Genomic DNA, 13,818 nt, shown 5'->3' with positions numbered 1-13,818 from the left:
ACCTGAGGGTGCCCGGCCCTCGGGCGTGCCAGGGGCGGTCAGCGGATGCCGGCGCGCCGGGGGCGGGGGCCGCCCAACTCCACGGCGGTGCAGCGCCAGCGCAGGTCGCGGCCGCGTTCCAGGCGGAAGGCCATGGCGCGCAGCCTGTCCCCGGCGCCGATCCGGGCGAACACCTCGATGGCGCCCTCCCGGGGTTCGAACCAGCCGATGTCGCGTACGACGGGGCGGGCGCCCCGGGTGCGCAGCGGTCCCCGCTCGGCGAGCCGGACGAGTTCGTCGTAGGCCTGCCCGGCGGTGTGCCGCAGCATCGCGTGCACGGGGCGCTGGCCGCTGAGGACGGCGAGGAGCAGTTCGGCGAAGCGGTCGGTGGGCCGGATCGGCGGGAGGGGCCGCCGGGTGGGCCGGTCGGCGGCGCGCGGGACGACGAGCGGGGCGCGGCCCGCCGCCGGTCCGGTCCGGGTGCCCCGGCCGGGGGCGGCCGGGGAGGCGGGCCCCCGCCCGCGGGCCGCGCGGCCGGCCGGACGGTTGTCGGCGGGCCGCCGCGACAGCCCGGCGGTGCCCGGCCTGCGCCCGCCGGGGGAGGGCGCGGGAGCGGTCGCGAGGGTGGGCGTGCGGGGCGGGGCGGTTCCGGTGGGCGACGGCCGTTCCCCGCCGGCGGCCGCGGTCCGCCCCGTGCGGGCCGCGTGGGGGTGGAACGGGCGGGTGGCGTCGGAGGACGGCCCCTGAGGGGTGCCGTCGGGGGGCGGTGGCTGGGGGGCCGTCACGGGCGGCTGCGGCGGCTCGGGGGTGCTGGCGCCCTGTGGGGTGCCGCCACCGGGGGTAGAGAGCCGGCCGGGGGCGGGCGCGGGTGCCTGCGGTGGGCCGGTGGGGGCGAGGGGCGGGGAGCGGTGGGGTTCGGTGGCGGGTGAGGGGCGGTCGCCCCGGGTGGGCGGTAGGGGGGTGGGGCGGCGGTGTCTGGTCATGACCTTGTGCAAGGGGACCCCGTTCGGTGGGCCGGGTGTCCGCGGCGGGGGGAGCCGGGGATACCGGGCGGTAACTTCGGTCGGGGATCTTGTACGGGGTGAAGGTGGGTGGTGGCAAGGAGGCATGGGGCGGGTCGGAGAGGCGGCGGAATTCACTTATCCGAGTGACCGGAGCGGCGCCGGCCCCGTGTTCGCGCGGGCGTACCGGGTGATGTCCTGGCCGGGAGTTGACGTGTTCGGCGGTATGGGCAGAACTCGATAGGGGACACCGCGACGTATCCTGAAGGGCCTCGCGGACCCCCGGATCACACGAAAGCGGCCCACCATGCGCGTCTACGTCCCCCTGACCCTCCCCGGGCTCGCCGAGGCGCACAGGACGGGGCAGCTGGGCGACGGACCGTTCCCCGCCCACGCCGTGACGCCCGCCCTGCGCGAGTGGTACGACTCCGACGACCTGGAGGAACTGGAGTACGCCGCGCTGAGCGGCGCCGCGTTGGCCTCCCTGCGCCTGCTGGCGGCGGACGCCGGCGCGCCGCGGCGCCGGGTCGTCGTCGCCGTCGACGTGTCGGACGAGACGGCCCTGCCCGCCCCCGACGGGTCCGCGCCCGGTGAGGTGCGGGTCGCCGGGGCCGTACGGCTGGCGAAGGCGGCCGCGGTGCACGTGGACGCGGCGGACGCGGAGACGGACGTGGCGGCCGCCGCGCGGGCGCTGCCCGCGGCGGACGGCGGTGACGACGACGCGCAGGACACGGTGGACGGGGCCGGGGACCACGAGCTGCTGTGGTTCGCCACCCAGGAGATCCCCCACCTGATCGGCTGACCCGCGCGTCTGCCGGATGTCCGAGGCGGCGGGTACGTTTCTGGGCATGGGGACGCACACGGACGCGCACATCGTCTGGGACTGGAACGGCACGCTCTTCCACGATGTCGACGCGGTCATCGGGGCGACGAACGCGGCCTTCGCCGAGCTGGGCCTGCAGCCGCTCACACTGGAGCGGTACCGGGAGCTGTACTGCGTGCCGGTGCCGAAGTTCTACGAGCGGCTCATGGGACGCCTGCCCACCGAGGCGGAGTGGGAGCTGATGGACGGCACCTTCCACCGCCACTACACGGAGCACCGGCTGCGGTGCGGGCTCGCCGAGGGCGTGGAGGAGCTGCTCGCCGAGTGGGCCGGGGCCGGCCGCAGCCAGTCGATCCTCAGCATGTACGGGCACGAGGACCTGGTCCCGCTGGTGCGGGGCTTCGGGATAGAGACCCACTTCGTGCGGGTCGACGGGCGCACCGGACCGTCCGGGGGCAGCAAGGCGGAGCACATGGTGCGTCACCTCGGCGCGCTGACCGGGGTCGACCCGGCGCGCACGGTGGTGATCGGTGACGCCGCCGACGACGCGCTGGCCGCACGGCACGCGGGGGCCGGCGCGGTGCTGTACACGGGCGGTTCCCACGGGCGCGCGAGCCTGGAGGCCGCCGGGGCGGGCATCCCGGTCGTGGACACCCTCCAGGAGGCGGTGGCGGAGGCGGAACGCCTGGCTTCGGCCGCCTGACCGTCCCCGGCCGGGAGGGACCCGCCGTCCGCAGGGTGCCCGGTGGCGTCCGGATGGTGGTGCGACGGGAAAAGGCACTGTGCAGAACGTCAAAGTTCGGGGCTCTGTTTTGTACACATACGGCTCATGACGGGGCCCCTGTGCGGAGCGATAGCCTTGGTGGCGTGATCAGCGCGATAGCTCGCGGGGGCCTCCGCGTCCCTGCTGTGCGCCCGGCATGCACGGACGACATCCGTGCCCGGGTGGCGGTCGCTGGTCTTCGCGGGCGGCTCGGGACGCGGCGCACCCCTGGCGGGCAGGCCTCACCGAGAGCAGAGTCACACGCGCCGAGTTCGTCGAATTCGGCCGAGAAGCCCCCGCTCCTCTCATCTCGCGGCATAGCGTCGGCACAGACCGGACACCCCGTGTCGTACCACCGCACCACGAGGTCGGAGACCGTACTTCCTTCTACGTCACGCAACGGCGCGCGACAGGAGCCAGAGGACCATGCAGACCAAGCTGGACGAAGCCAAGGCCGAGCTGCTCGACAGGGCCGCCCGGGTAGCTGAGAACAGCCCGGCCGGGGGGAAACTGCCGACCGGGACGACGGACAAGGGCATGCCCGACCGGGACACCGTGCTCGAGTTCCTCCAGCGCTACTACCTGCACACCGCCCCGGAAGACCTGACCGACCGTGACCCGGTCGACGTCTTCGGAGCCGCCTACTCGCACTTCCGGCTCGCCGAGAACCGCCCCCAGGGCACCGCCAGCGTCCGGGTCCACACCCCGACCGTCGAGGAGAACGGCTGGACGTGCAGCCACTCCGTCGTCGAGGTGGTCACCGACGACATGCCCTTCCTGGTCGACTCCGTCACCAACGAGCTGACCCGCCAGGGCCGTGGCATCCACGTCGTCATCCACCCGCAGATCGTGGTCCGCCGTGACGTGACCGGCAAGCTGATCGAGGTCCTCACCACCCCGGTCGGCGGCGACCTCCCCCAGGACACCCGCGGCCTGCCGCACGACGCGCACGTCGAGTCGTGGATCCACGTGGAGATCGACCGCGAGACCGACCGCGGCGACCTCAAGCAGATCACCGCCGACCTGCTGCGCGTGCTGTCCGACGTCCGCGAGGCCGTCGAGGACTGGGGCAAGATGCGCCAGGCCGCGACCGCGCTGGCCGAGGCGCTGCCCGCCGAGCCCGTCCCCGCCGACCTGCCCGCGCCGCAGGTCGAGGAGGCCCGCGAGCTGCTGCGCTGGCTCGCCGACGACCACTTCACCTTCCTCGGCTACCGCGAGTACGAGCTGCGCGAGGACGACTCGCTGGCCGCCGTCCCGGGCACCGGCCTCGGCATCCTGCGCTCCGACCCGCACCACGCCGAGGACGAGGCCCACCCGGTCAGCCCGTCCTTCGAGCGGCTGCCCGCCGACGCCCGCGCGAAGGCGCGCGAGCACAAGGTGCTGGTGCTGACCAAGGCCAACAGCCGGGCCACCGTGCACCGGCCCTCGTACCTGGACTACATCGGCGTCAAGAAGTTCGACGCCGAGGGCAACGTCGTCGGCGAGCGGCGCTTCCTCGGGCTGTTCTCGTCCGCCGCCTACACCGAGTCCGTGCGCCGGGTCCCGGTGATCCGCCGCAAGGTCGAAGAGGTTCTGGAGCGCGCCGGCTTCTCGCCGCACAGCCACGACGGGCGCGACCTGCTCCAGATCCTGGAGACCTACCCGCGCGACGAGCTGTTCCAGACCCCGGCCGCCGAGCTCCAGGCCATCGTCACCTCGGTGCTCTACCTCCAGGAACGCCGCCGGCTGCGGCTCTACCTGCGCCAGGACGAGTACGGGCGCTACTACTCCGCCCTCGTCTACCTGCCGCGCGACCGCTACACCACCGGTGTGCGCCTGCGCATCATCGACATCCTCAAGGAGGAGCTCGGCGGCATCAGCGTCGACTTCACCGCCTGGAACACCGAGTCGGTCCTCTCCCGGCTGCACTTCGTGGTGCGCGTCCCGCAGGGCACCGAACTGCCCGAGCTGTCCGACGCCGACAAGGAACGCATCGAGGCCCGGCTGGTCGAGGCGGCCCGCTCCTGGGCCGACGGCTTCACCGAGGCGCTGAACGCCGAGTTCGGCGAGGAGCGCGCCGCCGAGCTGCTGCGCCGCTACTCCGGCGCGTTCGCCGAGGGCTACAAGGCCGACCACTCGCCGCGCAGCGCGGTCGCCGACCTGGCCCGCGTCGAACTGCTCGACGAGCAGCGCGACTTTGAACTCAGCCTGTACGAGCCGGTCGGCGCCGCCCCCGAGGAGCGCCGCTTCAAGATCTACCGCAAGGGGGAGGCCGTTTCCCTGTCCGCGGTGCTGCCCGTGCTCCAGCGGCTCGGCGTCGAGGTCGTCGACGAGCGGCCGTACGAGCTGCGCTGCTCGGACCGGAGCGTGGCCTGGATCTACGACTTCGGCCTGCGCATGCCCAAGGCCCCCGGCGGCGGTCTCGACTACCTCGGCGACGACGCCCGTGAGCGGTTCCAGGAGGCCTTCGCGGCGACCTGGACCGGCCAGGCGGAGAACGACGGCTTCAACGCCCTGGTGCTGAGCGCCGGGCTGACCTGGCGTCAGGCCATGGTGCTGCGGGCCTACGCCAAGTACCTGCGCCAGGCGAACTCGACCTTCAGCCAGGACTACATGGAGGACACCCTCCGGCACAACGTCCACACCACCCGGCTGCTCGTCTCCCTGTTCGAGGCGCGGATGTCGCCGGACCGGCAGCGCGCCGGGTACGAGCTGGTGGACGCCCTGCTGGAGGAGCTCGACGCCGCCCTCGACCAGGTGGCCTCGCTGGACGAGGACCGCATCCTGCGTTCCTTCCTCACCGTCATCAAGGCGACGCTGCGCACCAACTTCTTCCAGGAGGCGAGCGGCGGCGTCCCGCACGACTACGTCTCCATGAAGTTCGACCCGACGGCCATCCCCGACCTGCCCGCGCCCCGCCCGGCGTTCGAGATCTGGGTGTACTCGCCGCGCGTCGAGGGCGTGCACCTGCGCTTCGGCAAGGTCGCGCGCGGCGGCCTGCGCTGGTCGGACCGCCGGGAGGACTTCCGCACGGAGATCCTCGGCCTGGTCAAGGCGCAGATGGTGAAGAACACCGTCATCGTGCCGGTCGGCGCCAAGGGCGGCTTCGTCGCCAAGCAGCTGCCCGACCCGAACGTGGACCGGGACGCCTGGATGGCGGAGGGGATCGCCAGCTACCGGACGTTCATCTCCGCGCTGCTCGACATCACCGACAACATGGTGGCCGGCGAGGTCGTGCACCCCGCGGACGTCGTCCGGCACGACGAGGACGACACCTACCTCGTCGTCGCCGCCGACAAGGGCACCGCGAAGTTCTCCGACATCGCCAACGAGGTCGCCGAGTCCTACAATTTCTGGCTCGGCGACGCCTTCGCCTCCGGCGGCTCGGCCGGCTACGACCACAAGGGCATGGGCATCACCGCCCGCGGCGCCTGGGAGTCCGTCAAGCGGCACTTCCGGGAGCTGGGCACGGACACCCAGACCCAGGACTTCACGGTCGTCGGCATCGGCGACATGTCCGGTGACGTGTTCGGCAACGGCATGCTGCTCAGCGAGCACATCCGCCTGGTCGCCGCCTTCGACCACCGGCACATCTTCCTCGACCCCAGCCCGGACGCGGCCGTCTCCTACGCCGAGCGCCGCCGCCTGTTCGAGCTGCCGCGCAGCTCCTGGGCCGACTACGACACCGAGCTGCTGTCGCACGGCGGCGGGGTCTTCCCGCGCAGCGCCAAGTCCGTCCCGGTCACCGCGCAGATCCGCGAGGTCCTCGGCATCGAGCCCGGCGTCACCAAGATGACCCCGGCCGACCTGATGAAGGCGATCCTCACGGCGCCGGTGGACCTGCTGTGGAACGGCGGCATCGGTACGTACGTCAAGGCGTCCACGGAGTCCAACGCCGACGTCGGCGACAAGGGCAACGACGCCATCCGCGTCGACGGCAAGGACCTGCGGGTCGCCGTCGTCGGCGAGGGCGGCAACCTGGGCATGACCCAGCTCGGCCGGATCGAGTTCGCGCTGCACGGCGGCCGGCTCAACAGCGACGCGATCGACAACAGCGCCGGCGTGGACACCTCCGACCACGAGGTGAACATCAAGATCCTGCTGAACGGCCTGGTCAGGGACGGCGACATGACCGTCAAGCAGCGCAACAAGCTGCTCGCCGAGATGACCGACGAGGTCGGCGCCATGGTGCTGCGCACCAACTACGCGCAGAACACGGCCATCGCCAACGCCCTGGCCCAGTCCAAGGACATGATGCACGCGCAGCAGCGCTTCCTTAAGCACCTGGTGCGCGAGGGGCATCTGGACCGGGCGCTGGAGTTCCTGCCCACCGACCGGCAGATCCGCGAGCGGCTCTCCTCCGGGCAGGGCCTGACCGGACCGGAGACGGCCGTCCTGCTCGCGTACACCAAGATCACGGTCGCCGAGGAACTGCTGCACACCTCGCTGCCCGACGACCCGTACCTGACGGTGCTGCTGCACGCCTACTTCCCGTCGGCGCTGCGCGAGCAGTTCACCGAGCACATCGACAGCCACCCGCTGCGCCGTGAGATCACCACCACGGTGCTGGTCAACGACACGGTCAACACCGGCGGTACGACATACCTGCACCGGATGCGCGAGGAGACCGGGGCGTCCCTGGAGGAGATCGTCCGGGCGCAGACCGCGGCCCGCGCGATCTTCCGCTCCTCGGTGGTGTGGGACGGGGTCGAGGCGCTCGACAACAAGGTCGACGCGGAGGTGCAGACCCGGATCCGGCTGCACTCGCGCCGCCTGGTGGAGCGCGGTACGCGCTGGCTGCTCAACAACCGGCCGCAGCCGCTGGAGCTGGCGGAGACGGTGGAGTTCTTCGCCGAGCGGGTCGAGCAGGTCTGGGTGCAGCTGCCGAAGCTGCTGCGCGGCGCGGACCTCGACTGGTACCAGAAGATCTACGACGAGCTGACCGGCGCCGGTGTCCCGGACGAGCTCGCCACCCGGGTCGCCGGCTTCTCCTCGGCCTTCCCGACCCTGGACATCGTGTCGGTGGCCGACCGGACGGGCAAGGAGCCGCTGGACGTCGCCGAGGTGTACTACGACCTCGGTGACCGGCTGCGCATCACCCAGCTGATGGACCGCATCATCGAGCTGCCGCGCGCCGACCGCTGGCAGTCCATGGCCCGCGCGGCGATCCGTGAGGACCTGTACGCGGCGCACGCCGCGGTGACCTCGGACGTGCTGGCGGTGGGCGACGGCACCTCGACGCCGCAGCAGCGCTTCGAGGTGTGGGAGCGGGAGAACGCGGCGCTGCTGGGCCGGGCGCGCGTCACCCTGGAGGAGATCCACGGCTCCGACGCGTTCGATCTCGCCAACCTGTCGGTGGCGATGCGGACGATGCGCACGCTGCTGCGGTCGCACTCGTAGGCGACGCACGGCGCGTCGTAGGGCACAGGGCGTCGTAGGGCGTCGGGGAAGGCGTCCCGGACCGGAGGGTCCGGGGCGCCTTTCGCCTTTTGGTGCCTTAGGTGGGCATCGGTGGTGAATCGGTGGGTATCAGGCATTATGGGCAATGGCTCCAATGTGACTGTCCGTTTCTCGCCGTTTTCGCCGTCCGACGCGTCCGGGAGGGCCGGTGCGTCCCGCGCCCCGTCCCGTCCGGCGGCCGTCGGCCGGGCCGCGGCCCTGGCCGCAGCCGGACTCGTCCTCCTGCTGCTGGGCCTGGTCGTCGTACGCCTGCCGTGGGCCGGAGACCTGGGCATGCACGCGGCGACGCTGCAGCGGCTGCGGCACAGCCCGCTCGCCCCCGGCAACCCGCTGGTCGACGCCGACACCCCCAGCCCGTACTACTCGCCGTGGATGGTGCTGCTCGGCGGCCTCGCCCGGGTGACGGGCCTCGACGTGTTCGACGTGCTGCGCCTGGCCGCCGCGGCCGGACTGCTGCTGCTGGTGACGGGCGTGTGGCGGTACGTCCGGACGCTGAGCGCGAACCCCGCGGCCCCCGCGCTCGCCCTGCTGAGCCTGCTGCTGCTGTGGGGCACCACCCCGTTCCTGTGGAGCGGCTTCCCGGGGCTCCACTCCCTCGCGCTGACGGCGGCGTACCCGAGCACCCTCACCCTCGGGCTCGCCTTCCACTTCTGGGCCTGGCTGGCGAGAGCCCTGCGCGGGGCGGCGGGCTGGGGGGCGTGGACCGCGCTGGGGGTGCTGTGGGCGGTGATCCTGCTCTGCCACCAGTTCTCGGGGATCGTGGCCTCGGCCGGCGCGGTCGCCACGGTGGTCGCGGCGCGGGCCGCCCGGGTGGTGTGGCCGCGGGTGGCCGTCGCGTCGGCGGTGGGGGTGGTGGCGCTGTGGGCCTGGCCGTACTACGACTTCTTCGCGCTGTTCGGAGCGGCGGGGGACGGGCTGGAGCCGGTGCACCGGGCACTGTACGGGCAGCCGGCCGCGCGGTACGGGCTGGTGCTGCCGGGGGTGGCCGCGCTGGTTGCGAGGTGGCGGCGGGACCGCAGGGACCCGCTGGCGGTGTTCTTCCTGCTGGGTGTGGTGATCGTCGGGGCGGGGTGGCTGAGCGGGCACTACTCGTGGGGGCGGGCACTGCCGGCGGTGGTAATCCCGGCGCAGCTCGCCCTGGCCCTGGCGGTGGTCGGGGCGGGGCGCCGGTGGGTGCGGGCCGGGTGGGCGGTCCTGCTCGGCGGGGCGCTGGTGGCCGGCGGGTGGGCGCAGTCGGGGGCGCTCGGGTACGTGGTGCCGAAGGACGCCCTGCCGGGGGTGGTGGCGGACCGGTACCGGGCGCCGTGGAAGGGGTACGGATGGATCACGCCGTGGGTGGGGTACGGCGACGTGGTGATGGCGCGGGGGCGGGCGGCGCGGCAGGTGCCGGCGTACGGGGGGTACACGGTCGCGCCCGGCTACCCGGACTTCTTCCTGCCGGACGAGGCGCGGCGGGCGGCCGTGACGGAGGCGTACTTCGGCGCCCGGACGCCGCAGGCCGTGCGGCGGGGGGCGGAACGGGAGTACGGGGTGCGGTGGGTGGTGGACCGCGGGGGCGGTCTGCTCGGTGATCCGGGGCTGCGGGTGGTGGCCCGGGGGCCGGAAGGGCTGGTGTTGTACGCGGTGAGGTGAGGCTGGGGCGAGGAGGCCGCGTGAGGCGGTGTCAGCGCAGGGCGCTCGCCAGCAGGCGGGCTGCCCGGCGTACGCGGGGGGTGGCCAGGGGGCGGAGGGTGGCGGTGAGGCCGGTCGGGGTCCAGCGGAGTTGCAGGCGGCCCGGGGTGTGGCCCTCCGGCTCGACGGTGACCCGGTGCGGGGCCGCGCCGGAGCGGTAGGGGACGCGGGCGGTGAAGGACGGGAAGTCGAGCGGGGCCAGGAGGACGCTCCGGTTGCCCTGGCCGCCGCAGGTGAGGTGGACCAGCGGGTGACGCACCCCCGCGAAGCCGCTCAGCGGGAGGCGTGCCGCCGCCGGGTCGAGCCGGACGCGGCCCTCGAAGACGCCGGGACGGACCGGGGAGAGACGGAAGGGGACGGAGAGGCGGCTCCGGCCGGGCGAGACGACGAGGCTCGCGCGCTGGGGACCGACCGGGAGGCGCAGGGCCGGGTCGTACGTCCGCACGGTCAGGTCGAGGCACGCGCCGGGGCCCCGGGTGAGCTCCGTGATCTCGTGCCGGAACTGGGCGCCGAAGAAGGGCCGGGTGTGGAGTTCCAGGTCGGTGAGGTCCAGCTCGCGGCGGGCCTCGACGGACTCGGGGACGCGGTCGCCCCAGTAGGTGCGGCCGTCCGCGTCGGTGGTCAGCCGCCGGGGGGCGACGGGGTGCCCCAGGCCCCGGGCGGCGAGCCGGGCCTCGGGCAGCCGGCGGTCGCGGATCAGCCGGAGCACCACCCGCTCGGCGCGGGGGAGACGGGCGTAGGCGCCCGGCGACAGGGTCTCCAGGTACGGGCCGACCAGGTCCGCGAAGGAGGCGAGCCACTCCTCGTCCCGGTAGGGCAGGTCGCCCGCGTACATCCGGAAGTCGTGCTTGAGGAACTTGTGGTCCTTGTCCTCGCGCAGCGCCTCGTGCCCGCTGTCCACCAGGAACGTGTCGATGAGCCGCTGCACGTGGATCCGGTCGGCGACGTTGGTGAGCAGGTGCCGCTGGTTGGAGATGGATGCGGCGTCGGAGCCCGCGTACGGGGCGATGTACCAGAGGTACACCGGCTCGGGCACGATGGTGAATCGTTTCGCCAGACAGTAGGCCCGCGCCGAGAACAGCTGGTCCTCGTAGTGGATGCCCTCGGGGAAGCGCAGGTCGTGCCGGTCGAGGAAGGCACGGGCGTACATCTTGCTGGTCGACAGGTGTTCGAAGAACAGCCGCGGGTCGTCCCCGATGCCGTCCAGGGTGCGGCGCTCGGCCACCAGGTGCGGCATCCAGGTGGAGCGGCGCCCGGTGTCCACCCGGATCCGGCGCACCGCGCCCATGGCGAAGTCGATCTCGCGCTCGCGGTGCGCGGCGAGCAGCGCGGCGACCGCGCCCGGCGGCAGCTCGTCGTCGGAATCGAGGAACATCAGGTACGGGGCGCGGGCGATCTCCAGGGCGCGGTTGCGCGGCGCGCTGCACCCGCCGCTGTTCTCCGGCAGGCGCAGGGTCCGGATGCGCGGGTCGGCCGCCGCCAGCTCCCGCGCCACCCGGGGGGTGTCGTCCGTGGAGTGGTCGTCGCTGATGACGATCTCGAGGTCGCGGTGGGTCTGGCGGCGTACGGACTCCACCGCGCGGGGGAGCCGTCCGGCGTCGTTGTGCACGATCACCGTCACGGTGACGTCGGGGGTCCGGGCGGTGCTCATGACGCGGTCGCCTCCTCGGGGGTGGGCGCCGGGGTGCGTTCCCCGACCGGCAGCACGGGCGGCAGCGACGCCTCGTCCTGGCCGAGGAAGACCCGGCGGACGACACGTTCGGCGGCCCGGCCGTCGTCGTACTCGCAGAACCGGCGCCGGAAGGCGGCCCGGGCCTTGGCGGCGCTCTCGTCGCGCCAGGCGTCGGTGGTGAGGATCCCGGTGAGCTCGTCCTGGGTGCGGGCGACCGGGCCGGGAGCCTCCGCCATCAGGTCGAAGTAGACACCGCGCGTGGTGCGGTACGTCTCCCAGTCGTCGGCGTGGATGACGATCGGGCGGTCCAGGTTGGCGTAGTCGAACATGATCGACGAGTAGTCGGTGACGAGGACGTCCGCGGCCAGGCACAGTTCCTCGACCGGGTCGTAGGACGAGACGTCGACGACGCGGCCGGAGCGGCGCAGACCGGTCAGCGGGGAGGCGCCGGCGTCGTAGAAGTAGTGGCCGCGCACCAGCAGCACGGTGTCCTCGCCGAGCCGGTCGGCGAGCACGGCGAGGTCCAGGCGCGGCGTCCAGCCGGCCTCGTAGTCGCGGTGCGTGGGCGCGTACAGGACGGCCCGGCGGCCGGGCGGGATGCCGAGGCGGTCGCGGACCGCGCGCACGTCGTCGGCGCCGGCGGTGTAGTAGACGTCGTTGCGCGGATAGCCGTGGTCGAGGGAGACGAACCGGGCCGGGTAGGCCCTCTCCCACATGCGGGTGGTGTGGCTGTTGGCGGAGACGCTGTAGTCCCACTTGTCGACGCGTTCGAGGAGCGCGTCGAAGTCAAGGCCCTGCGCGGCCGCGGGAAAGGGCATCTGGTCCAGGCCCATGCGCTTGAGCGGGGTGCCGTGGTGGGTCTGGACGTGCACGGCGTCGGGGCGCTTGACCACCGCGTTCGGGAAGTTGACGTTGTTGACGAGGTACTTCGCGGTGGCGAGCACCTCCCAGTAGCGGCGGGTGCCGGGGACGACGTGATCGGTGCCGGGCGGGAGCAGGGCCGCGCCCCGCTCGGTGACCACCCACACGGGGTGGATGTGCGGGGCCAGTTCGGCGAGCTTCGCGGCGATCGCGGCGGGGTTGCAGGCGACCCCGCGGTACCAGTAGGCGGCGAACACCGCGAGGTGCGGGTCGACGGGCCGGCGCAGGGCCGTGCGGTACTGGTGGTCGCGGACGCGGGCGCCGGCCTGGCGCCGTCCGGCGCGCACGGCGGAACGCACGGCGCGTCGGGCCCGGTTGGCGGTCTGGAAGGCCCGGTACCTGGTGTAGGCGCCCTCTTCGAGCAGGGAGCGGCGGACGCCCTCCAGGCCGGCCGGACGCCGGTAACCCTCGGGACGGCGGCGCAGGGCGGCGAGGGAGGCGCGGTGGAAGAACTCCTCGGCCACGCCGTCGGACATGCCGCCGCGGGCGAAGGTGCGCAGACAGTCCCGGACCATGATCTCGTAGAGCACGGTGTAGACGGCGGGGCGTTCGCGGGCGAGGTCGAGGAGGGCCTCGTAGCGGTCGACCAGGGCGACGTGCTGCTCGGCGGTGACCGGGGGGAGGCTCGCGGGGCGCAGCCTGCGGTCCTCGTGGGCGATGTGCGGCAGACAGGCGACGCGGCCGGCGAGCAGCAGGGCGGTGAGGGCGGCGCGCGGTTCGTCGTCGGTGGTCAGCCGCTCCTCGTGCGCCCGCCAGAAGGCGGCGCGCAGCACGCGGGTGCCGAGCAGCGGGGTCAGCCGCAGCAGGTAGCCGCTGTCGTCGAGGGTGAGTTCGGTGCGGCCCGCGCGGGTGAGGAGGGGGCCGTCCGCCGAGGGCAGGCCGGAGCTGCGCCAGGTGCTGCGCAGGTGGTCCAGGAGCAGCACGTCGACGGTGTCGGGGAGTTCGGCGGCCCGTTCGGCGACGGTGCGCGGGCTGCCGGGCGGGAGCCCGTCCTTGGCGCGGACGAAGTGCAGCCAGCGGCCGCCGGCCCGTGCGGCACCGGCTGCCCGGGCCGCCGCGTCGGTGGTGCCGGCGGGCAGCGGCAGCACCTGGACGTGGGGGGCGTACCGCTCCGCCGTCTCGCGCGCCCAGTCGCCGACGGCGGCGACGACGACCTCGACGCCGGGAAGGGGGTGCGCGGTGAGTGAGCCGAGGAGGCCGGTCAGGTGGTCCTGGGTGTTCGGCCCGTGGACGATGACGCTGAGCTCGGGCATCGCGGGGCTCCTTCGGCGGCTCGTCGCTCCGGACAGTCCTCTTCGGTCATATTGACACCAATACGACGAAGTGGGTGCGGGGGCACGCGGGCGGGGCCGGAAAGCCCCCTCCCGCATGGTCCGCGCCGGGCGCCACCGCCTAGGAGGGAAGCGGGACCTTCGCCGCCCGGGCCTCCGGGGCCGGCTTCGGAGCGGCCGCGGGCTTCGGCTTCGGCTTGGCGGCCTTGTCCCCGGTGAACGCCTCGTACTCCTTGAGCACCTCGTCGGTCGGCCCGTCCATGCGCAGCTCACCGCGC

At 73.5% G+C, this 13,818-nt stretch carries 7 protein-coding genes and 1 pseudogene; 4 read left to right on the top strand and 4 right to left on the bottom strand.

From position 1 onward, the window contains the following. Positions 1-38 precede the first annotated feature (38 nt). Positions 39-764, bottom strand: a complete 726-nt coding sequence (locus IE172_RS33225) for an Rv3235 family protein (RefSeq protein WP_190101088.1) — start codon at positions 762-764, stop codon at positions 39-41. Positions 765-1,287: 523 nt separating this feature from the next. On the opposite strand from IE172_RS33225, the gene IE172_RS33220 reads away from it, so the two are divergent. From IE172_RS33220 to IE172_RS33205, 4 genes are all read left to right on the top strand, one after another. Then, entirely contained in the window at positions 1,288-1,782 is a 495-nt protein-coding gene (locus IE172_RS33220) for a DUF6912 family protein (RefSeq protein WP_190101087.1), read from the top strand. A 46-nt stretch (positions 1,783-1,828) separates the two neighbouring features. Continuing rightward, positions 1,829-2,506 (top strand): HAD family hydrolase, encoded by a 678-nt coding sequence (locus tag IE172_RS33215; RefSeq protein WP_190101086.1) that lies wholly within the window; start codon positions 1,829-1,831, stop codon positions 2,504-2,506. A gap of 486 nt (positions 2,507-2,992) precedes the next feature. Continuing rightward, complete coding sequence (locus tag IE172_RS33210) at positions 2,993-7,945, top strand: NAD-glutamate dehydrogenase (RefSeq protein WP_190101085.1); 4,953 nt, start codon at positions 2,993-2,995, stop codon at positions 7,943-7,945. A 156-nt stretch (positions 7,946-8,101) separates the two neighbouring features. Continuing rightward, positions 8,102-9,637 carry a hypothetical protein gene (locus tag IE172_RS33205; protein WP_190101084.1) on the top strand — a complete coding sequence of 512 codons (1,536 nt, stop codon included), beginning with the start codon at positions 8,102-8,104 and terminating at the stop codon, positions 9,635-9,637. A gap of 31 nt (positions 9,638-9,668) precedes the next feature. Here IE172_RS33205 and IE172_RS33200 read toward each other — a convergent pair whose 3' ends face one another. From IE172_RS33200 to IE172_RS35020, 3 genes and pseudogenes are all read right to left on the bottom strand, one after another. Next, positions 9,669-11,327, bottom strand: a complete 1,659-nt coding sequence (locus IE172_RS33200; protein WP_190101083.1) for a glycosyltransferase family 2 protein — start codon at positions 11,325-11,327, stop codon at positions 9,669-9,671. Then, a complete protein-coding gene (locus tag IE172_RS33195) occupies positions 11,324-13,522 on the bottom strand; it encodes a CDP-glycerol glycerophosphotransferase family protein (protein ID WP_190101082.1) in 2,199 nt (732 codons plus the stop codon). Before IE172_RS33195 ends, IE172_RS33200 begins: the two co-directional genes overlap by 4 nt. Before the next feature lie 139 nt (positions 13,523-13,661). Beyond that, positions 13,662-13,818 (bottom strand): annotated as a pseudogene (locus tag IE172_RS35020) (ABC transporter ATP-binding protein); the annotation flags it as partial.

This window comes from Streptomyces griseoflavus (genome assembly GCF_014649995.1).
Classification (GTDB): domain Bacteria; phylum Actinomycetota; class Actinomycetes; order Streptomycetales; family Streptomycetaceae; genus Streptomyces; species Streptomyces griseoflavus.
The sequence above is the reverse complement of the archived record's forward strand: the minus strand, read 5'-3'. Positions and strand labels throughout refer to the sequence as shown.

Excerpts from the sequence above, each read along its gene's own strand:
- IE172_RS33200 (WP_190101083.1), bottom strand. The coding sequence starts at position 11,327 with ATGAGCACCGCCCGGACCCCCGACGTCACCGTGACGGTGATCGTGCAC.
- IE172_RS33220 (WP_190101087.1), top strand. The coding sequence starts at position 1,288 with ATGCGCGTCTACGTCCCCCTGACCCTCCCCGGGCTCGCCGAGGCGCAC.
- IE172_RS33210 (WP_190101085.1), top strand. The coding sequence starts at position 2,993 with ATGCAGACCAAGCTGGACGAAGCCAAGGCCGAGCTGCTCGACAGGGCC.
- IE172_RS33195 (WP_190101082.1), bottom strand. The coding sequence starts at position 13,522 with ATGCCCGAGCTCAGCGTCATCGTCCACGGGCCGAACACCCAGGACCAC.
- IE172_RS33215 (WP_190101086.1), top strand. The coding sequence starts at position 1,829 with ATGGGGACGCACACGGACGCGCACATCGTCTGGGACTGGAACGGCACG.